The 23,456-nt window shown below is 47.8% G+C and carries 20 protein-coding genes and 6 tRNA genes; 3 read left to right on the top strand and 23 right to left on the bottom strand.

The genetic code is table 11. The annotated features are described in order from the left end of the window. Positions 1 to 186 precede the first annotated feature (186 nt). Positions 187 to 546: a cell division protein SepF gene (gene sepF, locus M3079_RS00850; protein ID WP_021716847.1), complete on the bottom strand. Its 360-nt coding sequence runs from the start codon at positions 544 to 546 to the stop codon at positions 187 to 189. Positions 547 to 635: 89 nt separating this feature from the next. Further along, complete coding sequence (typA, locus tag M3079_RS00845) at positions 636 to 2,453, bottom strand: translational GTPase TypA (RefSeq protein ID WP_021716848.1); 1,818 nt, start codon at positions 2,451 to 2,453, stop codon at positions 636 to 638. 683 nt (positions 2,454 to 3,136) lie between these two features. On the opposite strand from typA, the gene M3079_RS00840 reads away from it, so the two are divergent. Beyond that, the gene (locus M3079_RS00840; protein ID WP_249076643.1) at positions 3,137 to 3,493 is read left to right on the top strand and encodes a type II toxin-antitoxin system RelE/ParE family toxin; all 357 of its coding nucleotides are present in this window, start codon (positions 3,137 to 3,139) and stop codon (positions 3,491 to 3,493) included. Further along, the gene (locus M3079_RS00835) at positions 3,493 to 3,810 is read left to right on the top strand and encodes a helix-turn-helix transcriptional regulator (protein WP_249076641.1); all 318 of its coding nucleotides are present in this window, start codon (positions 3,493 to 3,495) and stop codon (positions 3,808 to 3,810) included. The genes M3079_RS00840 and M3079_RS00835 overlap by 1 nt, the downstream gene beginning before the upstream one ends. A 101-nt stretch (positions 3,811 to 3,911) precedes the next feature. On the opposite strand, the gene M3079_RS00830 is transcribed toward M3079_RS00835, so the two are convergent. The 13 genes from M3079_RS00830 to cdaA form a co-directional block, all read right to left on the bottom strand. After that, positions 3,912 to 4,000: transfer RNA gene (locus M3079_RS00830), tRNA-Leu, on the bottom strand. A gap of 7 nt (positions 4,001 to 4,007) precedes the next feature. Beyond that, a tRNA-Cys gene (locus M3079_RS00825) sits at positions 4,008 to 4,081 on the bottom strand. Between the two features lie 7 nt (positions 4,082 to 4,088). Further along, positions 4,089 to 4,163: transfer RNA gene (locus M3079_RS00820), tRNA-Gly, on the bottom strand. A gap of 3 nt (positions 4,164 to 4,166) precedes the next feature. Beyond that, a tRNA-Phe gene (locus M3079_RS00815) sits at positions 4,167 to 4,242 on the bottom strand. A gap of 2 nt (positions 4,243 to 4,244) precedes the next feature. Further along, a tRNA-Asp gene (locus M3079_RS00810) sits at positions 4,245 to 4,321 on the bottom strand. Between the two features lie 72 nt (positions 4,322 to 4,393). Next, complete coding sequence (locus M3079_RS00805; RefSeq protein WP_249076640.1) at positions 4,394 to 5,059, bottom strand: hypothetical protein; 666 nt, start codon at positions 5,057 to 5,059, stop codon at positions 4,394 to 4,396. A 36-nt stretch (positions 5,060 to 5,095) separates the two neighbouring features. Beyond that, positions 5,096 to 5,686, bottom strand: a complete 591-nt coding sequence (locus tag M3079_RS00800) for an N-acetylmuramoyl-L-alanine amidase (RefSeq protein ID WP_249076639.1) — start codon at positions 5,684 to 5,686, stop codon at positions 5,096 to 5,098. A 541-nt stretch (positions 5,687 to 6,227) separates the two neighbouring features. Then, positions 6,228 to 7,433: an S-layer homology domain-containing protein gene (locus M3079_RS00795; protein ID WP_249076638.1), complete on the bottom strand. Its 1,206-nt coding sequence runs from the start codon at positions 7,431 to 7,433 to the stop codon at positions 6,228 to 6,230. A 233-nt stretch (positions 7,434 to 7,666) separates the two neighbouring features. Further along, positions 7,667 to 9,496 carry a glutamine--fructose-6-phosphate transaminase (isomerizing) gene (glmS, locus tag M3079_RS00790; protein WP_249076637.1) on the bottom strand — a complete coding sequence of 610 codons (1,830 nt, stop codon included), beginning with the start codon at positions 9,494 to 9,496 and terminating at the stop codon, positions 7,667 to 7,669. A 273-nt stretch (positions 9,497 to 9,769) separates the two neighbouring features. Then, positions 9,770 to 11,110, bottom strand: coding sequence for a phosphoglucosamine mutase (gene glmM, locus M3079_RS00785; protein WP_249076636.1), 1,341 nt, complete (start codon positions 11,108 to 11,110; stop codon positions 9,770 to 9,772). An 80-nt stretch (positions 11,111 to 11,190) separates the two neighbouring features. After that, on the bottom strand, positions 11,191 to 12,789 hold the full coding sequence (locus tag M3079_RS00780; protein WP_249076635.1) for an FAD-dependent oxidoreductase: 1,599 nt from the start codon (positions 12,787 to 12,789) through the stop codon (positions 11,191 to 11,193). Between the two features lie 12 nt (positions 12,790 to 12,801). Beyond that, positions 12,802 to 13,716, bottom strand: coding sequence for a CdaR family protein (locus M3079_RS00775; RefSeq protein ID WP_021716857.1), 915 nt, complete (start codon positions 13,714 to 13,716; stop codon positions 12,802 to 12,804). Next, on the bottom strand, positions 13,713 to 14,549 hold the full coding sequence (cdaA, locus tag M3079_RS00770; protein ID WP_249076634.1) for a diadenylate cyclase CdaA: 837 nt from the start codon (positions 14,547 to 14,549) through the stop codon (positions 13,713 to 13,715). Before cdaA ends, M3079_RS00775 begins: the two co-directional genes overlap by 4 nt. Before the next feature lie 210 nt (positions 14,550 to 14,759). Here cdaA and uraA point away from each other — a divergent pair, with 210 nt between their 5' ends. Beyond that, positions 14,760 to 16,010, top strand: coding sequence for a uracil permease (gene uraA / locus M3079_RS00765; RefSeq protein ID WP_249076631.1), 1,251 nt, complete (start codon positions 14,760 to 14,762; stop codon positions 16,008 to 16,010). Positions 16,011 to 16,709: 699 nt separating this feature from the next. Here uraA and M3079_RS00760 read toward each other — a convergent pair. The 8 genes from M3079_RS00760 to thrB all read right to left on the bottom strand — a co-directional run bounded on the left by M3079_RS00760 (position 16,710) and on the right by thrB (position 23,454). Beyond that, entirely contained in the window at positions 16,710 to 17,990 is a 1,281-nt protein-coding gene (locus M3079_RS00760) for a glycosyltransferase family 2 protein (protein ID WP_021716860.1), read from the bottom strand. Positions 17,991 to 18,014: 24 nt separating this feature from the next. After that, positions 18,015 to 18,692: a CDP-diacylglycerol--serine O-phosphatidyltransferase gene (gene pssA / locus M3079_RS00755; RefSeq protein ID WP_021716861.1), complete on the bottom strand. Its 678-nt coding sequence runs from the start codon at positions 18,690 to 18,692 to the stop codon at positions 18,015 to 18,017. Beyond that, on the bottom strand, positions 18,692 to 19,321 hold the full coding sequence (locus tag M3079_RS00750) for a phosphatidylserine decarboxylase family protein (RefSeq protein WP_021716862.1): 630 nt from the start codon (positions 19,319 to 19,321) through the stop codon (positions 18,692 to 18,694). Before M3079_RS00750 ends, pssA begins: the two co-directional genes overlap by 1 nt. Before the next feature lie 96 nt (positions 19,322 to 19,417). Then, positions 19,418 to 20,149: a WecB/TagA/CpsF family glycosyltransferase gene (locus M3079_RS00745; RefSeq protein ID WP_249076630.1), complete on the bottom strand. Its 732-nt coding sequence runs from the start codon at positions 20,147 to 20,149 to the stop codon at positions 19,418 to 19,420. 11 nt (positions 20,150 to 20,160) lie between these two features. After that, positions 20,161 to 21,771, bottom strand: coding sequence for a peptide chain release factor 3 (locus tag M3079_RS00740; RefSeq protein WP_249076629.1), 1,611 nt, complete (start codon positions 21,769 to 21,771; stop codon positions 20,161 to 20,163). Between the two features lie 12 nt (positions 21,772 to 21,783). Continuing rightward, positions 21,784 to 22,338 carry a hypothetical protein gene (locus tag M3079_RS00735; RefSeq protein ID WP_249076628.1) on the bottom strand — a complete coding sequence of 185 codons (555 nt, stop codon included), beginning with the start codon at positions 22,336 to 22,338 and terminating at the stop codon, positions 21,784 to 21,786. A gap of 76 nt (positions 22,339 to 22,414) precedes the next feature. Next, a tRNA-Pro gene (locus M3079_RS00730) sits at positions 22,415 to 22,491 on the bottom strand. Positions 22,492 to 22,536: 45 nt separating this feature from the next. Next, on the bottom strand, positions 22,537 to 23,454 hold the full coding sequence (gene thrB / locus M3079_RS00725) for a homoserine kinase (RefSeq protein WP_021716866.1): 918 nt from the start codon (positions 23,452 to 23,454) through the stop codon (positions 22,537 to 22,539). Positions 23,455 to 23,456: the final 2 nt, after the last annotated feature.

Here is a 23,456-nt window from a genome sequence, read left to right as displayed (position 1 = left end):
TAAATAAACTTATAAAGTATATTATTCGCTTAAACTATGCAAAATACCTGCCGCAGCCATAAACAGCGGCAATTTTTTTGCATATCGCCGCCAAAAGCTGCCGCATACAGTTACAAACTTTACAAAAACAAGCCTACATAAAAACGCCTGGCGGCATTAACCGTCAGGCGTTAAAAGTTTTATTTATTATCTGCCAAGCCAGGAGCGGGAAGATTTTTTACCTGCTTCTTTGTTTATTTCTACGGAAGAAGGAGCATACAAAAGCATATCGTCCTGCACTTTGGATACGCGCGCACCGATAATATAGCTTACACCGTTAAGGTAATCGAAAATACGGTTGCGCATTACGCAGTCCACAGCTTCAAAAGAAATCATCAGCGTGGAGCCGCTCATCAGCGCATCTGCATATTCACGCACATCGCTGAACTGGCGCGGGGTACGCACCAGAATATCCATATGCCCGGATTTTACAAGGCAAGGCCCGCCGTAGCCAACTTCTTCAGTATCTGTATGCCAAAACTTTAAAGCAGTGTTTTTTAAATCCATCTCCTGTGCCTCCATCCAAATTCATATTTCAGCTAATGTGCTGTTAATACTTCTACAAAAAATTTTTAAATCCTGCTTTTGGCAAAAATTTATTGTTTATTGCGCGCACGCAGTCTGCCGCGTTCAACCCTGTCGAGGATTTTCTTGCGCATACGGATGCTTTTGGGTGTTACTTCTACAAGTTCGTCGTCGTTAATGTGTTCCAGAGCCTGTTCCAGAGAGAAGGTTTTGGGCGGAATCAGGCGGATTGCTTCATCACTGCCGGAAGCACGCATATTGCTGACATGTTTTTTCTTGCAGGGGTTAACGTCCATATCATCTTCACGGCTGTTTTCGCCGATAATCTGGCCTTCGTAAACCTGTTCGCCCGGCACGATAAACATGGTGCCGCGTTCCTGTGCGTTGCTGATGCCGTAAGAAGTGGTTTCACCGGCTTCAAAAGCAACAAGGCTGCCGCGGGTACGGCCCGGAATATCGCCTTTATAAGGCGCATAGCCTGCAAACACGTGGTTCATAATGCCGTTGCCTTTGGTATCGGTTAAGAACTGGTTGCGGAAGCCGATAAGGCCGCGCGCCGGAATTAAAAATTCCATACGCAGGTAGCCAGCCATTTCGGTCATGTTCTGGAGCTCTGCCTTACGCAGGCCAAGGCCTTCCATAACGGCGCCCATAAAGTCCTGCGGCACATCAATAGTCAGCGCTTCCATAGGCTCAAGCAAATTGCCTTCTTCGTCGCGGTGGGTAATAACCTTCGGTTTGCCAACCTGTAATTCGTAGCCTTCGCGGCGCATGGTTTCAATTAAAATGGAAAGGTGCAGCTCGCCGCGGCCCTTAACAATGTAAGAATCCGGGCTTTCCGTTTCTTCAAGCCTCATGGCAACATTGGTTTTAACTTCTTTAAACAGGCGCTCACGCAGATGGCGGCTTGTTACAAATTCGCCCTCGCGGCCTGCAAACGGGCTGGTATTAACGGAAAATACCATGGAAAGAGTAGGCTCGTCAATGCTGATACCTTCCAGTTTTTCGGGGTTTTCGGCGTCGGCAATGGTATCGCCGATATTAGCGTCGGCAAGGCCGATTAAAGCAACGATATCGCCTGCGGCAACTTCGTCAACTTCAACACGCTTTAAGCCCTGATAGGTATACAGGCGGCCGATTTTAGCCTTGCGGTTACTGCTATTGTCCATCAGCATAATGTTTTCGCCGTTGTGAATGGTACCGCGTACAACACGGCCTACAACAATGCGGCCTACATAATCGTCGTAGTCAAGCGTATTAACAAGCATTTGCAGCGGAGCTTCGGTATCAACGTCCGGTGCGGGAATGTTCTCTAAAATTACGCGGAACAAAGGTTCCAGGTTGTCGCTTTCATCTTCCATGGAAAGTTTGGCAATGCCGTTGCGGGCAGAGGTTAAAACAACCGGGAATTCCAGCTGGTCGTCGTTGGCGTTCAGTTCAATGAACAAATCAAGAACTTCGTCAATAACTTCGTTTACGCGCTGGTCGGGGCGGTCGATTTTATTAATAACAACAATAGGTTTCAAATTGCGTTCAAGCGCTTTGCGCAGAACATATTTGGTCTGCGGCATAGGGCCTTCGTAAGCATCTACAAGCAGCAGCACGCCGTCAACCATGGTGAGCACGCGTTCTACTTCGCCGCCGAAATCGGCATGGCCCGGGGTATCGAGAATATTAATTTTAGTGCCGTTGTGCATTACAGCCGTGTTCTTTGCCAAAATAGTAATGCCGCGTTCACGTTCCAGTGCGTTAGAGTCCATAACGCGTTCTTCAACATGTTCATTGGCCCTGAAAATGCCGCTCTGTTTCAGCATGGCATCTACAAGGGTTGTTTTGCCGTGGTCAACGTGGGCAATAATTGCAATATTACGCAAATCGTTTCTTATCATAAAAGTCTTTCTTCCTCTCTTGCTGGCTGCTCACGGCAGCAGGGTAATGCTAAAAAATAATAACGCCGCAGCTTCCTATGCGACTAATCTATTATATTATTTTTAAAAAGCAATGTCAACAAAACGCCGTAAAGAAGCTGTAAAAGCGCAGTAAACAGTAAAATAAAAATTTATTCTAATAATCAAATCTCATTATAAAAATTTTGCTGTGTCATTTATTTTTACATCAATTTAGTGTAAGATAAAGTTAGAATATAAACCGGATAACCCCTGAATAAAACGAGGTGATTACGTTGAAATACTGCAACTACTGCCACCGCATGATAAAACCCGAAAAGAAAGTTAATTACTTTATTTTGCTTTTGCTGACATTTTTTTACAGGCGGCAGCTGGCTGCTGTTTTACGCCATTTATTATTTTTTCTTTAAAAGCCCCGTCTGCCCCATTTGCGGCGGCGACAGCTTTTTGGATTTTGACCCGCATGACAGATAAGTGCGTTATAAACATTATTAATTTCATGTATTTTTACAAATTTCAATAATCTCAAATATTTTCAGTTATAAGGTTTTACTGTCGATACCGGCGGTAAAGCCTTATTTTTTGCTCTGTTATATTTAATAACTTAAAAGTTATTGACTGCTTATAACTTTTAAGTTATAATAATTGCGAGAGGAGCTGCAAATTTGTATAAAATCTATTTTTATAAAGACCGCAAGGGTAATTATCCTGTTTTTGATTATATCAAAAAACTAAAAACAAAAAATGATAAAGACAGCAGAATCAAATCTTCAAAAATAAATGATTATATTCAGGCTTTAAGTGTTTACGGAACACAAATCGGCGAACCTTATTTAAAACATCTTGAAGGTGAAATTTGGGAACTCCGCCCACTGCGCGACAGAATTTTATTTGCCGCCTGGATTGATAACAGTTTTGTACTATTGCATACTTTTATGAAAAAGACTCAAAAAACACCAAAAGCAGAAATTGAAAAAGCTAAAAAGGAATTATCTGAAATCAGGCAAAGGGGGCTTGAATAATGGAAAAAGATTTACTTAAAAACAATCCAGCAGTCGGTATAAGTTGGGAAGAAGCACGAAAAGAACTTTTTACACCCGAAGAAATTGCTGCCAGTGACTTACGTGTCGCCATTATCGGTGAACTTATCAAAGCGCGCCGTGAAAAAGGCCTTACTCAAAAAGAATTGGAAAATATAACAGGTATCAAACAGCCTGTCATTGCCAGAATAGAAAAAGGTACTACCAATCCGCAAATAGCAACTATTTTAAAACTGCTCGCTCCGCTCGGCAAAACTCTTGCCGTTGTCCCGTTAAAACCTGTTAACTCTACAACATAAAACTTCCCATAACATAAGCAAAAGCCCATGGAGCAAATTTCATGGGCTTTTTTGTATACAAAAAAGCAGCACTCTTTCGAGTACTGCTGTGTATTTACCATTGGTGCCGAAGACCGGACTTGAACCGGTACGGGGATCACTCCCCGAGGGATTTTAAGTCCCTTGCGTCTGCCAATTCCGCCACTCCGGCATGAATATGGAGGCGACACCCGGAATCGAACCGGGGATAAAGGTTTTGCAGACCTCTGCCTTACCGCTTGGCTATGTCGCCGTAATAATGGAGCGGAAAACGAGATTCGAACTCGCGACCCCCTCCTTGGCAAGGAGGTGCTCTACCACTGAGCTATTTCCGCAAATGGTGCCTCAGCACAGAATCGAACTGTGGACACAAGGATTTTCAGTCCTTTGCTCTACCAACTGAGCTACCGAGGCAATGGCGACCCGGATGGGACTCGAACCCACGACCTCCGCCGTGACAGGGCGGCATTCTAACCAACTGAACCACCGGGCCATAAAAGCTACATTCGATATTATATGTTATTTACGGCCTACTGTCAACCCTTTAAGTTAAATTTATTACAGATTATTTAAAATTAAGTAAAAAACCTTCCAGCTTTTCATCAAGCAGCGCCTCAAGCTGAGGCAGGCTTTTAGCATCAAAATCCGTAATATTGTCAGGTTTCAGGGCATGCTTGGTTTCGGCAAAAAATTCATCACGGAAACGGTTATACAAAAATACCAGCTGGTCGCCCGTGGCAAAATCCGTATAATCCAAAAAAATAATACTGCCGTTAATATATTCAATCGCGTTTTCTGGGCGTATAAAAAGCCCAAAGCGGCCTATCTTTTCCGGCAGCTTTTCGCCGTACGTCCATTCAGGCAGGCCCGTTTCTTTAATAATCACGCCCAAATCGTGCCTTGTGCGGATGTCTATATCATGCACCAGCGCAGGCAGTTTGTCCTTCACATGTTCGGCAAAGCGCTCACGGCTGCGGAAAAAATAACGTATATCGCGGCACTGGTGCAGCCCGGCAATTTTTACGGGCACATAGTCAAAAGTTTCGGATGTATAAGTTATATCCAGACGGCAGCGCACAGCGTCATTGCGGTATGAAGCAATATTCAGCACCTGCCCGTCAATCGTTCGGTCCTGATGCAGGGTAAAGCCGTTAATTTCTTCCGGCAGCTCTTTTAAAAACTCCCAGCCGTCCAGCGCCTCACGGATTTCTTCTATACTCGGTTCGCTCATAAAATCCTCCCAAAAGTAGTCTGCCCTTATTATACACTATTTAGCCGCCTGCGTTAAGACATAATCGCGCCTGCCGATAAACTGCCTGTACCACAGCGCTTTGCCGCGGATAACATTGCCGCCCGGCACCAGCCCGCCGTAAAGCGGCCTGTCCGGCAGATACCATAAATCCCAGCGGGTATCCGGGTCGCCGCTGTGCGGGCCGTAGCCGTCAAAAAGTGCAGCTTCGCAGTGCGTAGTAACCGTCAGCAGCTTTATTTCAAGCCCCAGCACATACGTTAGCACCGCCACAGTTTTCGCCATTGCTTCAATCTGCTGCTGGGTCGGCGGTTCTTTGCCAAAATCTGTTTCGCTTCCGCGGATAGCCGTTGCGCCTGCCGCACAGCACATGGCTATGCCGATGCTGCCCGTGTTGCGCCGCCAGGTATGCGCTTTAAGCTCCGTAAAATCTTCGCAGGTTAGGTACAGCTCGCCGCCTGCGCCGATGTTGATGTGGTAATCGTCATAAACATCGTCATAGTGCCCCGCCGTCCAGTGCAGGTAAATGCGGTTTATTTTGCCGCGGCTGCGCTTTGCCACCTCCGCCAGCTTTTGGTAATCGATTTGAACAGGATTTACAACAATCACTTTAACAACTCCTCTCAGCCATATAAACGCTATAAAAGCTAAAAAAATTTACCATAGCCAAAAATTTTTTAAATATTTTTTCGCCGCAGGTAAATTTTCGGGGTTAAAAATCCGTTTATGTGGGTGAGAGTTTCTTTTCTTGTTCTCTTTTTTGCCTGTTTTTTCTCTTGTTCTTTTCTTTGCCGTATTACGTTCCTACCTTGTTCTTAAGTAATTCAAAGATTATTATATATAATCTACCTTGTTCCCTAAATTCTAACGTACGTAAGCAGTAAAACCTGACAGTCTTGTGAAAAAGTAAGGGAGCAGGAAAAGCAGCAGTAAGTTAGCAGTGTTGCCTGACAATTTTATGCAAACGGGCACTATCTCTAAACTGAGATAGTGCCGTAAGCAGGGCTTTGCCGTTAACTTTGCAGGCATCACTTAAAACACCTGCTGCCGCTAGCAGAATTTCTAAAGCTGCTTACAAACAGCAAAAGGGAGCAGCCCTGAAACTGCTCCCTTTTGAGAGAAATAAAAAATTATTTGCTGTATCTGTTAATTAAAACATGAAGTACAGTTCGGAGAAGATGGTTTGTGCATCTTCGTTAGTGGTCTGAGATTCCATATCCCAGTAGTTAACCATGCCTACAATGTTTTTGGCAAAGGTATAGCTTACGCCTACGTTCCAGCCTTTATAGCCATCATCAAAATATTCGGCATCGGTAGTCGGCATAATGTAAGCATTTACGCTCTGGTCATAGTAGCCTGCATGAATACCGTAGCTGCCCGGCTGGTCTGCTTCAGCGCCTTTCCAAGCAAGGTCTGCCCACCAGCCGTCTTTACCTGCATTTGCATAATGTTCTTTGTCGCCGCGCATATATTCAGCACTCAGGGTAAAATCGCCAAAGCCGTAGCTTGCGCCAACGTTCCAGATTTCTTTTTCAAGCGAAGAATCGGTTTTAAAGTATGCAACATAAGCATCAACATCGCCCAGTGCTGCTTCAATGCTGCCGATATAAATTCTATCATCGTCTTGCAAAGTGTATTTTTTATTGCCGTTGCCGTCAAAAACATTATCAGCAGTATCATAAGCTTTACCTGCCAGTGCAGATACTTTTACTTTGTCGCCGTAGGATACTTTTGCCATATCCATGTTGGCATCAAGGATGTTGCCGGTGAAGGTAACTTCGTTGTAACGGCCTGCAACCACGTCAAGTCCGCCAACGCGGCCTTCTACATAAGCGCGGGCAAAGTCAATTTTTTCATCGCCGGTTTTGTTGCCAAAATCCTGATTGTTTTCGAACATACCGGTGTAGCTCCAGTCCTCATTAATCTGGCCGTTTACCCATAAACGGGAACGCAAAAGACCTTCGTGTCCGTCATGACCAGCAGCCTCAGTGTCAACATCACGGTAGGACGCGCGTACTTCGCCGGTAATTTTTACGTTGTCTGCTTTCTTTTCAAGGTTAGCAACGCGTACGCCGAGGCTGTCGAGTTCATCAGCAAATTCTGCTGCCAGTTTATCAACATTAGCGCCTTTGGCCATTGCTTTTGCTACAATCTGTGCCATTTCGTAGCGGGTCATCAGCTTATCGCCGCCGTAAGTGCCATCGGGGTAACCGTCTACAACACCTTCTGCAGCCAGTTTGTTAACTGCGTCATAAGCCCAGTGGCCTGCCGGTACATCACTGAAAGGGTTTGCGGCATAAGCGCTTGCGGTAACGCCAAGAGCCATTGCCATTGCTAAAACTAAAGATTTTTTCATTGCGGGTTCCTCCTAAAAACTTTTTAGAGAACGCCTACTGCAAACTGCTTTTTATAACGCGAGTTGCCTTGTTTCCTCTGTTATTTCTTTTAACAGTTTACGCTTACGTAACTCTTTAGTTAGTATACGCTAACTTCGTGATTTTGGCAACCCCTTTTGTGAAATTTTTGACACATTTTCCCAACTACAAAATAACCCTGCCCTTTTTACAGGCAGGGTTATGGTTAAACTTGTTATTCTACTGTTACCGATTTTGCAAGGTTACGCGGTTTATCAACATCGCAGCCTCTTGTAAGGGCGGCATAGTAAGCCAAAAGCTGCAAAGGCAGCACGGCCAGTATCGGCGCCAGCTCTTTATCCGCACGCGGAATGTAAATAACATGGTCTGCATATTTGGCAATGCTGTCATCACCTTCAAGGGCAATGGCAATAACCATGGCTTCACGCGCCTTAACCTCCTGCAAATTGCTTACGGTCTTGTCGTAAACATCTTCCTGTGTTGCCAGCACAATTACCGGCACACCTTCAACAATAAGTGCCAAAGTGCCGTGTTTAAGTTCACCGGCAGCATATGCTTCAGCATGAATATAGCTGATTTCCTTCAGTTTCAGCGCACCTTCAAGGGCAACAGCATAATCCAGGCTGCGGCCAAGGAAGAATGCGTCCAGACTGCTGCCGTAGTGGCGTGCAAAAACTTTAATCTGGTCAACATTTTCCAGCATGTCGTGCAGCTGTTCCGGAACCTTATGCAGACCTTTTGCAAGTGCGTCCGCTTTATTGCCGTCCAAGGTTCCGCGCAGGCGGCCAACGTAAACGGCAAGCATTAACATTACCAAAAGCTGGGTAGTGTATGCTTTGGTGGAAGCAACGGCAATTTCCGGCCCTGCGTAGGTGTAAACAACCTGGTCTGCCTCACGCGCAATGGAAGAACCTACAACGTTAGTAACTGCCAAAGTACGGCTGCCAAGACGTTTGGCTTCTTTCAAAGCTGCCAGGGTATCAATGGTTTCGCCGCTCTGGCTGATAACAATAGTCAGGCAGTTGGCGTCAACCAGCGGGTTACGGTAACGGAATTCACTGGCGATATCCACTTCAACAGGGATGCGCGCCAGATTTTCCAGATAGTATTTGCCGACAATGCCTGCATGATAAGCCGTGCCGCAGGCAACAATAAAGATTTTGCTGATGCCGGTAAAGTCTTCCGGAGTCCAGCCAAGCTCGGTAAAGTTAATTTCCGTGCCGTTTTCGGCTAAACGCCCGCGCATGGTATCTTTAATTGCTTTTGGCTGTTCGTAAATTTCTTTCAGCATAAAATGCTCAAAACCGCCTTTTTCAGCAGCTTCGGCATTCCAGTTAACTTCAAAAACTTTTTTGGTAATCGGCGTGCCGTTAATGTCCTGCACCCAAACGCCGTCCTTGGTAACGGTGGCAATTTCGCCGTCGCTCATAATGTAGGTGCGGCGGGTTTTGGCAATAATCGCCGGAATATCGGAGGCAATAAAGTTTTCTCCTTCGCCAAGGCCGATAATCAGCGGATTGTCCTTCTTAGTGCAGATGAGTTTATCCGGCTCTGCCGCGCACATAAATACCAAAGAATAAGAGCCTTCAATGGTTTTTAAAACTTTTTTAACGGCTTCTTCCATATCGCCTTCGTAAAAATCGGCAAATAAATGCGCTACAATTTCCGTATCGGTGTCGGAAGAAAATTTCTGCCCTTTGGCAATGAGTTTTTCTTTCAGCATCAGGTAGTTTTCGATAATGCCGTTGTGTACAACAACAAAATCACCGCTTTCATCCGTATGCGGATGGGAGTTGCGGTCGGACGGCCTGCCGTGAGTTGCCCAGCGTGTATGGCCAATGCCCATGCTGCCTTCAGGCATTCTGCCTTCCAGCTTATGGCGCAGGGCGTCAAGGCGGCCCACGCATTTTTCAACCCTGATTTTGCCTTTTTCGTAAACCGCAATACCGGCGGAATCATAACCGCGGTATTCCAGCTTGCTCATTCCGTCCAGCAAAAACGGCGCAGCCTGTGCATTGCCTACGTAACCAACAATACCACACATATTAAAATCCTCCTAAAGGTTATTTGCCAGTTCTGCCGCAGCTGCTTTGTCCCCCACGTTGCCATGGGGCTTTGTCAGTCTGCTTACGGCCCGCAGCCGGCCGGGAGGCACCCGCTGACTAATCGATAAACCTCCGCCTCGTCTGCCGCTAAAAGCGGCACTTGCGCTTGGTTGCTGCACATACATTTTGTGCCGCACAGGCCTGGCTGTCCCATGCGGCACCTTTGCAGCTACTTTATTTTACTATATTTTTACAATACGGTCAATCTAAATTCAGCCCAGCTCGCGCGTAACAACTTCGCCGATGCTGTCGGCAATTTTCTCCAGGCGTTCCTGCACGGGGCCTTCCGCCATAATGCGGATTAACGGCTCGGTGCCGGATGCACGCACGAGTACCTGCCCGTTGTCGCCCAGTTCGTCCTGATATTTTTTTATAACGGCTTTAATGGCTTCGTTTTCTTCCCAGCCGTATTTGTTTTTAACGCGTACGTTAAGAAGAATCTGCGGGTATTTGGTCATAAGCGCACCGAGTTCAGAAAGTCGCTTGTTGTTTTTAACCATTGCCGAAAGCAGCTGTACGGCTGTTAAAATGCCGTCGCCGGTTTTGGCAAATTTGCTGAAAATAATATGCCCGGACTGTTCGCCGCCGAGGTTATAGCCTTCTTTCAGCATTTCTTCAAGCACATAACGGTCGCCTACATTGGTTTTTACGCAGCGCCCGCCATGTTCTGCCATTGCTTTGTGCAGGCCAACGTTACTCATAACGGTTGTTACAAGCACATTATCGTGCAGCTCTTTCTTTTTCATCAGTTCCAATGCGCAGATAAGCATAATCTGGTCGCCGTCAAGCGGTCTGCCTGTTTCATCAACGGCAAGGCAGCGGTCGGCGTCGCCGTCGTTGGCAATGCCCACGTCTGCGCCTTCTTCCAGCACTTTGGCCTGCAAAGCCTCAAGATGCGTACTGCCGCAGCCATTATTAATGTTAATGCCGTTAGGCTGGTTAAAAATGGTAATAACATGCGCGCCCAAAGTACGCAGAATTACCGGCGCAATCAGGCTGTTGGCACCGTTGGAGCAGTCCATAACAACCTTTAAGCCGTTTAATTTGGTCGGCGCAGTGCTGATGATATGGTCGATATAAAGCTTATCCATGGCTTCTTCGTTAATAACGCGCCCAACGGAAGAACCGCTCGGGTTTTTGCTGCTGTCGTGTTCTGCGGCAACCATGGCTTCAATTTCATCCTCCACGGCGTCGGGCAGCTTGTGCCCGGTTTGCGAGAAGAACTTAATGCCGTTGTCTTCAAACGGATTGTGCGAAGCAGAAATTACCGCACCGGCATTGGCATGCAGTTTGGAAGTTAAATACGAAACAGCCGGCGTAGGAATTACACCTAAAAGGTGCGCGTTGCCGCCCGCAGAGCAGATACCTGCCGCAAGCGCAGCTTCCAGCATGGTGCCGGAAAGGCGTGTGTCGCGCCCGATAATGATTTTAGGGTTGCGTGTTTCCCTGCCAAAGTAAGACGCAGCAGCGCGCCCAAGTTTAAAAGCAAGTTCCGGTGTAAGTTCCACGTTGGCAATGCCGCGTACACCGTCAGTACCGAATAAACGAGCCATTTTAAAACCTCCATTTATATGTAAAGTTTAATTCTTTTCACCGCATGTATTATAGCAGGCTTTGCCTGAATAAGCAATAATTATAATGGTGCAAAACGCTCCATAACGGCACGCGCCACGTGATAGCCGTCAAGTGCGGCACTCATAATGCCGCCGGCGTAGCCCGCACCTTCGCCGCAGGGGTACAGCCCTTTGTGCGATACCGACTGCTTATCGCTGCCGCGGATAATGCGCAGCGGGGCGCTGGTTCTTGTTTCAACGCCCGTTAAAAGCGCGCCGCCGTCGTCGAACCCGGCAAGGCGCTGCCCAAAGGCTTTAATGCCGCCGCGCAGCGTAGCCGTAACGTAATCAGGCAGCACCATATTCAAATCGCACGCCGTTATACCCGGCAGGCAGCTTGCTTTAACAAGGCTCTCTGCCGAAGGCGCCGAACCGCTTAAAAACGTTTTAAAATTCTGCGCCGGTGCGTAAAACTTTTCGCCGCCGCATTTAAACGCCAGGCGTTCCCACCTGCGCTGAAACTCCACGCCGTCCAGCGGGTTATGCCCAAAATCTTCCGGGCTTACGTTAACCACCAACGCGCTGTTGGCAATGCCGCTGTCGCGTTTGTACATACTCATGCCGTTAACAACAACGCCGCCTGTTTCGCTGGCCGCGCCAACAACCTGCCCGCCCGGGCACATGCAAAAAGAATACGCCGTGCGCGTGCTTTCAAGGTTATGCCATACAACGGCATAATCTGCCGCGCCGAGCTTCGGATGCCCGGCAAACTCACCGTACTGCGCGCGGTCAATCAGTTCCTGCGGGTGTTCAATGCGCACACCGATGGCAAATGCCTTGGCTTCGGCAGCAATTTTATTTTCTGCCAGCATGGCATAAGTGTCACGGGCGCTGTGCCCGCACGCCAAAATAACTGCCGGTGCGTAAATTTTTTCACCGGTCTGCGTTATCACGCCTTTAACGGCGTTATCTTCAATAATAAAACCGGCAGCGCGCGTATTAAAGCGTATTTCGCCGCCCAGGCCTGCTATCATTTTGTTTAAACCGGCAACCATGGCGCGCAGCCTGTCCGTGCCGACGTGGGGCTTTTGCTCCCACAGTATTTCTTCCGGCGCACCGGCCTCTACAAACAGTTTTAAAATATCATTCATCACTGGGTCATTAACGCGCGTGGTTAGCTTGCCGTCGCTGAACGTACCAGCGCCACCTTCGCCAAACTGCACATTGCTGTCGGGGTCAAACTCGCCCTTTTTCCAAAAACGCTGAACGTCATCCACACGTTCGGCTATTTTTTTGCCGCGTTCCAGTAAAAGCGGCCTGTAACCGTAACGCGCAAGTTCAAGCGCAGCCACAAGCCCCGCCGGGCCCGCGCCGATAACGACAGGGCGCTCCTGCATTTTTTCCGTGCCGAACACCGGCAGCGGTGCCGGTTCTTCCTTAAATCGTGTTACGTCCTTATCGCGCAGAAGGCGGTTTACAAGGCGCGCCGGTGCGTCAATATCCGCCAGCACGTGGTAATTTATAACGATATTGCTTTTACGGCGGGCGTCAACGGCCCGCCGCAGTACCCTTATGCTGCCTATATCCTGTTTTTTTACGCCAAGCCTGCGGGCAGAGGCCTCACGCAGCGAAGCCTCGCTCACAAGCGGAATTCTTACATTATTTATTCTTAGAAGCATTTACCTCTCCTGTTAATCTTCGGTTATAAACCTTACCGTAACTGTTTTGGTTTCGCACATTACCCTTTCCGGCAGTTCCAGTTCCACATCAATCGTACTGTCGGAGCGCAGCTGGCTTAAATCCACATTTTTGGTATGCAGCGCAACAATGCTGTGTACCAGCGAAGGTTCTGCCAGAATATTAACTTTCTCGGGCACACATTCAGCCTTTTCAAGCTTTTTGCCGTCGGCAAATTCACCGCTCGTACTTACAATAACAGGTATCTGCGCCGTTATCATCTGGCGCACCAGCGTTGCCTTAATTTTTGCATCGGCAGGCTCAATGGCCAAATCGTGCATTTCAGCGCCGGTATCGCTTATTGCTACTAAATGGCTGTCAATTTCAAAATCGCGCTGTTTGTCGCTTACATCAACAGGCGCAACAACCCTTACCATAGCGTCAAGGCGGTGCCCTGCGCCGCGTACCTGCACCGTCTGCGGCGAAACATCCTGCTTGCTGAGTGCGTAATCGTTGGCAGGCAGACCTATTACAACGGTTTCAACCGGCATGGTGCGTTCGCTTATTTTATCAAGATAAACATAAATATTATTCGGGTAAACTTCTACAACCTGCCCTTCCGGGAACTGGGCATGCACCGGCAGATACTGCTGCCCCACGTCGCGCCCGTCGCAGTCGATATAGGCAATAACTTCTTTTTCCGTTACGCCGCCCAGAAGGCTGCGCTGGCCGCTTACCTTAACTTTAATGTTATCAGGCGCATTAAGCACAACCATGTTTTCGGCAACGTTGCGTTGCTGCAGCTTAACCACAAAATCGCGCTCAATTACCGGGTTCTGCTCGCTCATAACATACAGCCACAATCCGCAGGCCACTATCAAGGTGACGATACGCGGAATTAAATTCTCACGTTCAAAAAACTGCTTCACTTTTTGTCACCTCTTAAATCACGGATTTTTTCACGGAGCATCTGTTTAAAATCGGCTTTGGGCCGTGTAATGGAAGCCTTTAAAAACTCTTTTACGTCGTCGGCAGTTAAATAACGCTGCAAAGTGCCGTTGCGCGCCAGCGAGATGGTGCCTGTTTCTTCACTTACAACAAGAATTACCGCGTCGGACTGTTCGGATATGCCAAGCGCTGCCCTGTGGCGCGTGCCGAGCTCCTGGCTGAGGTTGCGCATTTCCGTCAGCGGCAAAAGGCAGCTTGCGGCGGCAATGCGGTTGCCGCGGATAATTACCGCGCCGTCATGCAGCGGGGTATCTTTTTCAAAAATATTTAAAAGCAGGCTGTCGCTGATAAGGCCGTCAATGGCAACGCCGGTTTCAATACGTTCTTCAAGCCCTATTTCGCGTTCAACAACAATCAGCGCGCCTATTTTGCGACGTCCCATTACAATGGCAGCCGAAGTGATGGAGTTAACCATTTCGTCCACTTCGTACTCGTCAAGCTCGCCGTGCTTGCGGAAAAGCCTGCCGCGGCCAATCTGCTCCAGCGCGCGGCGCAGCTCCGGCTGAAAAACTATCGGCAGTGCAACAATAAGCACCGTCATGCTTTTTTCCAGCACCCAGCTGATAACATGCAGATTAAGCCAGCGGCTTATAAACATAATGGCGCCCAAAGTTAAAAGGCCCTTTACAAGCACAGCGGCTCTTGTGTTCTTCAGCATTAAGTATATTCTGAAAAGAAAATACGCCACCACCAAAATATCTATAACATCAAGGATGCCGATGGTTTTGATGAGGCTGTTAATATTAGTCAGCAAAAACATCACCCATTTCTTAAATACTGCTACATTAGTTATTATATCAAACTGCAAGTTTATATTCTATGCCCGCGGCATATATTTTTAAATTTTTTCGCAAAGCTGAAATTTTTCTGCCGCACAGTACATAAACAGGCTTTACAAACTTGCCCTTTGCCGCAAAATACATTAAAATATTACAGGCTATAAAATAGAAAAGAGGTTATGTGCATGGAAAGAAAAATTATCCAAGTTGAAGAACGTCCGCCCCTTGCGCTGAACATTCCGCTCAGCATACAGCACTTGTTTGCCATGTTCGGCTCAACGGTGCTCGTTCCGTTTTTGTTTAACGTAAGCCCTACAACCTGCCTGTTTATGAACGGTATCGGCACGCTGCTGTACCTGTTCATCACCAAAGGCCGCATCCCTTCCTATCTCGGTTCCAGCTTTGCTTTTATTTCCCCAGTGCTCGCAATTATGGCAACAAGCAGCTACCACGATGCGCAGTCCGGCTTTATTGTGTTCGGCATTATTTTCATTTTGTTTTCCGCACTTATTAAAGCTACCGGCACCGGCTGGATTGACGTTATCTTCCCTCCCGCGTGCATGGGCGCCATTATTGCAGTTATCGGCCTTGAACTTGCGCCGACCGCTGCTTCCATGGCCGGGCTGACGGGCGAAAACATTAATACCAACCACATTATTGTTTCTATGTTTACCCTTTGCGTTACCATTATCGGTTCCGTCGCTTTCCGCGGATTCCTTGCCATTATACCGGTACTGTTCGGCGTTATCTGCGGCTACATTCTGGCGCTGTTCATGGGCCTTGTTGATTTAACCCCCGTTATTAACGCACCGTGGTTCCAGCTTACGCATTTTTACAGCCCAGTATTTAATCTGGATGCCATTTTGATTATCGCTCCTGCGGCACTGGTTGTACTGGCAGAGCATATCGGACATCTGGTTGTTACCGGCAATATTGTTGACCGCAACCTCATTAAAGACCCGGGCCTTTCCCGTTCTCTCTTTGCAGACGGCTGCTCCAACATTTTATCCGGCTTCTTCGGTGCAACGCCTAACACCACTTACGGAGAAAACATCGGCGTTATGGCCATTACCAAGGTTTACAGCGTATGGGTTATCGGCGGTGCGGCAGTATTTGCCATTCTGCTTTCCTTCATCGGCAAGCTCTCCGAGCTGATTCACAGCATTCCCGTACCGGTTATGGGCGGCGTGTGCATTCTGCTGTTCGGCGTTATTGCAGCCAGCGGCCTGCGCGTACTGGTAGAAAGCAAGGTTGATTACAGCAAATCTTCCAACCTTGTTATGACCGCCGTTATTATGATTATCGGCCTGTCCGGCGCCAAACTTACCTTCGGCACCATCAGCGTACAGGGCATGGTTTTGGCAACACTGGTTGCAATCCTGCTCAGCGTTACCTTTAAAATTCTCGACCGCTTAGGATTTTTGAATCATATTTAAAAACTAATAAAAGTTAAAGTTTTCTTTTAATAATTACAAAACGCAGGTTAACCGCAACGTTAGCCTGCGTTTTTATTTTACCTTGCTGAACAGCAATAACCATTGACACTTTTATTTTTGCTTACAGCTATTTGACTTTAACACCATATTTGCTATAATAATTATAGAAAAACAAACGGCTGCCGATAGACGGTCAGCCGCAAATTAGTAGATTATTAAAGAAATAATCGCCCAAGTTTGTCAGGCTGCGGGCGGTTATTTCTGTTTATTAGAGAAATCTTTTCCCAAGGAGTATCCAAGGGTAAAAACTGCTATTGTATAACCTACAATGGCTATAAACGACAGAATATCCACGTTTACTCCTCCCTTCGCCGGAAATTTCAATCTGCAAAAACAAATTGATTTCTATATCAACGAAGGGTCACAGTCCCTTCAGGGAAGGGCTAACCGCCTACCGTTATGGCAGCACATTTGCCTGCTTATTTTAACAGATAAATATAAAACTGTAAAGAAATATATTTTATGTAAATTTTGCTTATGCCAATCGTTTTTACCCGTGCTGCGGGTATCGGTTAAACACAGGCGTAAGCATTAATTTAACTGCCAAACTACCCTATAAAGCACAAAAGCGGCGGCATCAGCCGTCGCTTTTGTTTTGCGTATCGTATTCTTTTTTAACGCCCTCAGGCGGGGCGTTTACTACTTTTTTGGGAATACCACCTGTTTAGGTCCGAATTCTGCATTTTTAGGAACCAGCACTTCATCAAATTTGATGTTGCGGGTGTGCAGCGTATGGCTCCATTCGTGGTCATGCCTGTGCAGGAAACCGATAAACGAAATGGGAATCCAGCTGTAAATAAACAGCGGGTACAGCAGAAGATACAGCCACGATTTAAACGAAGCGCGTATTTTCCAAAGTACAATTACCGGGAACACATACTGTCCGATACCAATCAGCGTCCATACCTCAACCGGCAGAATGGAATAAAGCACGTTTGTATAGAACGGATAGTACATATAAATATAGCTGCAAATTACATAAAAGGTAGAAAGCAGCAAAAAGTACGGCTGGAACAAATGCAGGATGCCGTCCAGCATAATCGGGTTTCGCTCTTTAATGCCTTTTTTAAACAGCTTGCCGATATAGCGGCTGCCTACGTCAAACTGACCCTGCGCCCAGCGTTTGCGCTGATTCCAAGACTGCATGAAGGTCAGCGGCTTTTCGTCGTAAACAATAGCGTCATGCGCCCAGGTTGTCGGTATGCCCTCCAGAATCGCTTTCATGGTAAATTCCATATCTTCCGTCAGGCAGGTTGCGCCCCAGCCATAGCGGCGCAGAATATCGGTGGAAATGCACATGCCCGTACCGCCGAGGCAGCTGGACAAGCCGATATTGTATTTTGCCAGATGGTATACATGGTTAATAACCCAGAAAGCAATCGAGAAAGTACCGGAAATCCAGGTATCGTTAGGATTTTTGGAATCAAGGTAACCCTGAATAAGGCGCTCACCGTTGCAGAGGCGGCTGTTCATTTCCTTTAAAAAGTCGGGGTGTACGAGGTTATCGGCGTCAAAAACGCACACGGCGTCATACTGGCGTTCCATTTTGAACAGACGGTTGAACATCCAGTCCATGGCATAGCCTTTACCCTTTTCGGTGTCGTTAAAACGCTCATGCACCTGCGCACCGGCTTTGCGTGCCACTTCGGCAGTTTTGTCGGTGCAGTTGTCGGCAACAACAAAAATATCATACAGTTTGTCAGAGTAATTCAGCAAATGCAGGTTTTCTACCAAAGCGCCGATAACGCGTTCTTCGTTATGCGCGCAGACAACCATGGCAAAAGTATGCTTTTCTTCATAAACCTTTTTGTCTTTTTTGCGGTAAACCAGCCCGAAGAACGAAAGCGTAAAATAATAAATGGTAAAAAATACGATTAACAGCTGGAGAGGAATCATTATTATATCAAAATACGTTGTCATAAAAGGCTCCTCGCTTCACACTAATCACTGCTTATGCAGTGCTTTAACATAAACCGCATTGATGATGCCGATAAGCGTATAGGTAAACATAATTACAAACGGCCAGCCTTCCGGGCGCAGGTAAAAAATGTACGCGCCAATGGCAAGCCCGATAATAACGGGCACTTTAAAGAGCGGGTTGCCCTTGCCCTTAAAATCCGGATAACGGATAGTGCTGTACAAAATGCAGCCGATAACAAAGGTCAGTACGGCAACATAGCTCTGCGGCACGTCGTAGCCGGAAAGCACGAACGCAGCCAGAACGCAGGCACCGCCGGGAATAGGCATGCCCTGAAAATAACCGTGGATAACATCGGCATTAATGTTAAAACGCGCCAGGCGCAAAGCGCCCCATACCGGAAACAGCGCAGCAATAAGCTGGCCCCAGATGCCGAAATCGGTCATGCCGTAGTAGTACATCATTACGGCAGGCGCAACGCCAAACGAACAAACGTCGCAAAGAGAATCCATCTCGACGCCGAACTTGCCGGCCACGCCGAGCGCCCTTGCCGCACGCCCGTCGCAGGCATCAACGGCAACAGCCAGAATAATGTATATTGCCGCCCATTCAAAATTGCCGGCAACAGATTCAAAAATAGAAAGAACGCCTAAAATCAAGTTAGTACCGCTGATACTGTTAGGTATTATACGACGGTATTCCATCAGTCCATGACCCTCCCGATTATGGATTTACCGCCGGTGACGGCATCTCCTTTTTTTACAAGTATTTCTACATTTTTGGGCAGCACAAGCTCGGTGCTGGAGCCAAATTTAATCATGCCGTAGCACTCGCCCTGCGTAAGGTTATGCCCCAGCGTAACCCACGACACAATGCGGCGTGCCAGCAGGCCTGCCACCTGAATGACAAGCACTTTCATCTTATCGTTTTCCACGCCGATGGCATGGCGTTCGTTTTCAAACGAAGCGTTTTTTTCGTATGCCGGCACAAACTGCCCGCAGGTATAACGCTGATATTTAATTTCGCCGCTGACGGGGCTGCGGTTAACATGTACGTTAAAAACAGAAAGGAAAATCGTTACCTTAACGGCTTCTTCATTAAGATATTCTTCGTCGTAAAAATCCTCCACGCCCATTACCGTTCCGTCTGCCGGAGAATAAATTACCGAAGTGTCCTGCTCCGTAACGCGTTTTGGATTGCGGAAAAAATACGCAAAATATGCCGTAAGAACCAGGAAGGGAATGCACCAAATGATGCCCGCGCCATACCATACCGCAAGCGCCACTGCCAGGCTGCCGAGTATGAACGGGTAACCATCTTTTACTATCGTCATTGCTGCTCCTTTCTATTCATCTGCAAAAAAATAATATGATGAACTCATTTATTCATCATATTATTATAGTATAGGTATTTCCTTTTGTCTACCAAATTATTTACTTTGTAACACTTTAATTACAAACTGCGGCAGCACCATCATGCGCCCTATGCGGCTCGGCTGCTTGTAAAGGCGGAACAGCCATTCCAGCGATGCTTTCTGCATCCACAGCGGCGCGCGGTCCATCTTGCCTGCAAGCACGTCAAAGCTGCCGCCCACGCCCATTAAAACCTGCGGATTCAGTTCGCTACGGAAGCGCGCCAGCCAGTTTTCCTGCTTAGGTGCGCCCAGTGCCGCAAAAAGCATGTCCGCACCACTTGCGTTAATTTCGGCAATAATTTCTTCATTTTCGGCTTCGGTAAAATAACCGTTGCGGCAGCCTGCCACTTTAAGCCCCGGCGCCACCAGCAAAAGCTTGTCGCGCGCGGCTTCGGCAATGCCCGGCGCAGCACCGAAGAAAAATACCTTATAGCCTTTTTTTGCCGAAAGCTTTGCCAGCTCCACAAATAAATCGCAGCCTGCCACACGCTCCGGCACATTATGCCCCAGCTTGCGCCCGGCCCAAACGGTACCGGCGCCGTCTGCCAGCACCAAATCGGCATTTTGGCAGACTATTTTTTTATATTCCGCATCTTTCTGGCACATCATAATAATTTCCGCATTGGCGGTAACCACGAAAGTCTGCTTTTTATTTTTTACCTGCGAATTTAAAAAGTTAACCGCGCCGTCCATTGTATATGGGTAAACCGGCACATCAAGCACATAAAACGGTTTTATTTTTTCCATAATTTTGTCCTTTAAATCTTCGCCACATCAGAAGGCACAGTTAAGAACTGCAAATTGGGGTTGCGGTCCAGAATCCAGTTCAGCGCCCATTCGTTGTTAACCAAAATTACCGGGCGGTCTTTTTTATCATAAACCAGCATGCCGTTATCGAGGCCTTTTAAGTTCTCGATATCCTTTTCGTTTTCGGCATATACCCAGCGTGCCACGCTGTAACCAAGCTGGTTCATCAAAAGCTGCGCGCTGTATTCGTTTAAAAGGCGGTATTCCAAAACTTCAAGCTGCAGCGAACCAACCACGCCGACGATAAAGCTTTCAATGCCAAGATCCTTCTGGCGGAATACCTGAATGGCGCCTTCCTGCGCCAGCTGCACAATGCCTTTTTCAAACTGTTTGCGTTTTAAGGAATCCTTAGGCTGCACACGGGCAAAAATTTCCGGCGGGAAAACCGGGAAATCTTCAAACTGAATTTTCAGCTTTTCGTCGCTCAGCGAATCGCCGATACCGAAAATGCCCGGGTCGAAAATACCGATAATATCGCCGGGGTACGCTTCTTCAACAATGGTGCGCTCCTGCGCGAGGAACTGCTGCGGCTGCGCCAGCTTAACCGGCTTGCCGCCCTGCATGTGGTACACCGTCATGCCTTTTTTGAACACGCCGCTGCAAATACGCATAAAAGCAATGCGGTCGCGGTGCGCCGGGTTCATGTTAGCCTGAATTTTAAACACAAACGCACTGAACAGTTCGTTGTCCGGGCTTAACAAATCGCCGTTCTGCAAAATACGCGGCTGCGGCATCGGCGAAAGCTCCAAAAATTTCTCCAAAAAGCTGCGCACGCCGAAGTTTGTCATGGCGCTGCCGAAGAACATCGGAGTCAGTTCGCCGCTGTTTACCTTCGCCATGTCGAACTCGTCGCCGGCCATGTCCAAAAGTTCAATATCGTCGCATAATTTATGGTACAAATCTTCGCCGATGGCATTAATAATTTCCGGGTCATCCAGGCTGCCAGTGGTGGATTTTAAAATTTTGGAGCCGTGGCTGCTGTCGTTTTCAAACAGTTCAATCTGTTTTTTAACGCGGTCATAAACGCCGATATAATTGCCGTCGATACCGATAGGCCAGTTAATCGGGTACGCGCGGATGCCCAGCACCTGCTCGATTTCGTCCATCAAATCAAACGGGTCGCGGCCGTAACGGTCAAGCTTGTTTACAAAAGTAAATACCGGCAGCTGCCTGCGGTGGCAAACCCAGAACAGCTTTTTCGTCTGCGGTTCCACGCCCTTGGCGCAGTCGATAAGCATTACGGCGCTGTCAGCCGCCATCAAAGTGCGGTAGGTATCCTCCGAAAAGTCCTGATGGCCCGGCGTATCCAGAATGTTTACGCGGTAGCCGTCATAATCAAACTGCAAAACGGAGCTTGTTACGGAAATGCCGCGCTGCTTTTCAATTTCCATCCAGTCCGAAACGGCATGGCGGTTGGATTTACGCGCCTTAACCGTACCGGCAAGGTGAATTGCGCCGCCGTACAGCAAAAGTTTTTCCGTCAGCGTCGTTTTACCGGCGTCAGGATGCGATATAATGGCAAAAGTGCGGCGTTTTTCAATCTTTTCAAGTAATTCCTGCATTGTTTTCCCCCGTTATTCCCTGTTCTGCAATTCGTAAATACTGTAAGCGTCAATAATCTGTTTCAAAATATAATCGGGCACCGGCACAGCCGTTTCCATAACACCCTTAATGTTCACGCGGAAGGCAACGTCCTCATATTTTTCGCCGCCGTAGGTTTCGCAGCTGAAGCTGGTACGCATAAACTCATCCTTAAAAGTGCAGTATTTCAGCACATCATGCTTGCGTTTTAAATCCCATTCGTTGTAAAACTCATACAATTTTTTCTGCGCCTCCGGCGGAATATCCACACCGGCAACCACATAGCCGTCCATAGGCGTGCAGTCCAAATCTTCGTAAACCGTGCCGTCCTCCAGTTCGATGGTGACGGTCATCACATAGTCCACTTCGTTAAATTCGGCATTTTTAATCTGCCATTTTTCGTGCCATTTTTTAATGCACGCCGGGCAGATGAACTTTGCCTCTTTTACGGTATTATTAATGTAATTGTCCTTATAATACAAAACGCCGCCTTCCGGCACAAACTCACTGCCGCATTCGGCGCATACAAGCCTTACGCTGCGAATCATTGCACGCACTCCTTTTCTGTCAAGGCTATAAAAAAAGCCTTCACGGGGATTTCCCGTAAAGGCAGTTGTTTCGGAATGGTCGGAGCGGCGGGATTCGAACCCACGACCTCTTCCACCCCAAGGAAGCGCTCTACCAAGCTGAGCCACGCCCCGAAACACAAGTAATATTATAAACAAACTAAATGCAAATGTCAAGCATTAATTATCAATAACGCGTGCGCCTTCTTCGTCAAGCTTCAGCACATGGTACACCGCCTGCTGCCCGGCTTTTTCAAAAGCCTGCTGCATGGCGCGCCCAATGGCTTCACTGTCTGCATCCGCCGCGGCGTATGCCATTAAGGTAGAACCCGCGCCGCTGATAATAGCGCCGTAAGCGCCGGCATTTTTAGCAGCCTTAAACACAGCCTGCGTGCCGTTAATAAGCGGCATGCGGTACGGCTGGTGCAGCCTGTCCTCCAAAGCGTCGGGCAAAAATTTATATTCGCCCGTTAAAAGCGCACTTACCAAAAGCGCACTGCGCCCGGCGTTAAACACCGCATCCTTATGGCTTACCGTTTCCGGTATCGCCTGCCTTGCCCTTGCGGTAGAAAGCGGCTCCGCCGGTACTGCGGCAATAAAGCTCAGCGGCTTTTTGGGCACAAAGCGCAGCGAAGCAGCCTTGCCGTGCGCCATATAACTTACCGTAAACCCGCCCAGAAGCGCCGGTGCCACATTATCCGGATGCCCTTCAATTTCGGTAGCGTAATCTACAAGCTGCTGCCTAGTTAAAGTGCTGCCGGTTAAATAATTGGCCGCCATCAGCCCGGCAACAATGGCCGTACTGCTGCTGCCCAGCCCGCGCGAAAGCGGTATGCGGTTGTGCATGGTAACTTTCAGCCCGGTATAGCGGCGGTCGGTAAGCTCGTTCCACAAACGGAAAAACGCCAGAAACGCCAGGTTTTTGCCGCTGGCATGCAAACGCCCGCTGCCCTCGCCGGTAACTTCAAGTTCAAAGCCGCGCTCAGTAAGCTCATAGGTAAATTCGTTGTATAAATTACAGGCAGCGCCCAAAACATCAAACCCCGGCCCGCAGTTGGCCGAAGTGGCGGGCACAATAACCCTTACGCTTTTTTTCATAA

The sequence above is a fragment of the Phascolarctobacterium sp. ET69 genome, from assembly GCF_023336935.1.
Classification (GTDB): domain Bacteria; phylum Bacillota; class Negativicutes; order Acidaminococcales; family Acidaminococcaceae; genus Fusicatenibacter_A; species Fusicatenibacter_A intestinipullorum.
The sequence above is the reverse complement of the archived record's forward strand: the minus strand, read 5'-3'. Positions and strand labels throughout refer to the sequence as shown.

What these genes read in the sequence shown, in the direction of transcription:
- sepF (WP_021716847.1), bottom strand. Translation starts at nt 546, where the DNA reads ATGGATTTAAAAAACACTGCTTTAAAGTTTTGGCATACAGATACTGAA.
- typA (WP_021716848.1), bottom strand. Translation starts at nt 2,453, where the DNA reads ATGATAAGAAACGATTTGCGTAATATTGCAATTATTGCCCACGTTGAC.
- M3079_RS00835 (WP_249076641.1), top strand. Translation starts at nt 3,493, where the DNA reads ATGGAAAAAGATTTACTTAAAAACAATCCAGCAGTCGGTATAAGTTGG.
- M3079_RS00805 (WP_249076640.1), bottom strand. Translation starts at nt 5,059, where the DNA reads ATGAGCGAACCGAGTATAGAAGAAATCCGTGAGGCGCTGGACGGCTGG.
- M3079_RS00795 (WP_249076638.1), bottom strand. Translation starts at nt 7,433, where the DNA reads ATGAAAAAATCTTTAGTTTTAGCAATGGCAATGGCTCTTGGCGTTACC.
- glmS (WP_249076637.1), bottom strand. Translation starts at nt 9,496, where the DNA reads ATGTGTGGTATTGTTGGTTACGTAGGCAATGCACAGGCTGCGCCGTTT.
- glmM (WP_249076636.1), bottom strand. Translation starts at nt 11,110, where the DNA reads ATGGCTCGTTTATTCGGTACTGACGGTGTACGCGGCATTGCCAACGTG.
- M3079_RS00780 (WP_249076635.1), bottom strand. Translation starts at nt 12,789, where the DNA reads ATGCTTCTAAGAATAAATAATGTAAGAATTCCGCTTGTGAGCGAGGCT.
- uraA (WP_249076631.1), top strand. Translation starts at nt 14,760, where the DNA reads ATGGAAAGAAAAATTATCCAAGTTGAAGAACGTCCGCCCCTTGCGCTG.
- M3079_RS00760 (WP_021716860.1), bottom strand. Translation starts at nt 17,990, where the DNA reads ATGACAACGTATTTTGATATAATAATGATTCCTCTCCAGCTGTTAATC.
- pssA (WP_021716861.1), bottom strand. Translation starts at nt 18,692, where the DNA reads ATGGAATACCGTCGTATAATACCTAACAGTATCAGCGGTACTAACTTG.
- M3079_RS00750 (WP_021716862.1), bottom strand. Translation starts at nt 19,321, where the DNA reads ATGACGATAGTAAAAGATGGTTACCCGTTCATACTCGGCAGCCTGGCA.
- M3079_RS00745 (WP_249076630.1), bottom strand. Translation starts at nt 20,149, where the DNA reads ATGGAAAAAATAAAACCGTTTTATGTGCTTGATGTGCCGGTTTACCCA.
- M3079_RS00740 (WP_249076629.1), bottom strand. Translation starts at nt 21,771, where the DNA reads ATGCAGGAATTACTTGAAAAGATTGAAAAACGCCGCACTTTTGCCATT.
- M3079_RS00735 (WP_249076628.1), bottom strand. Translation starts at nt 22,338, where the DNA reads ATGATTCGCAGCGTAAGGCTTGTATGCGCCGAATGCGGCAGTGAGTTT.
- thrB (WP_021716866.1), bottom strand. Translation starts at nt 23,454, where the DNA reads ATGAAAAAAAGCGTAAGGGTTATTGTGCCCGCCACTTCGGCCAACTGC.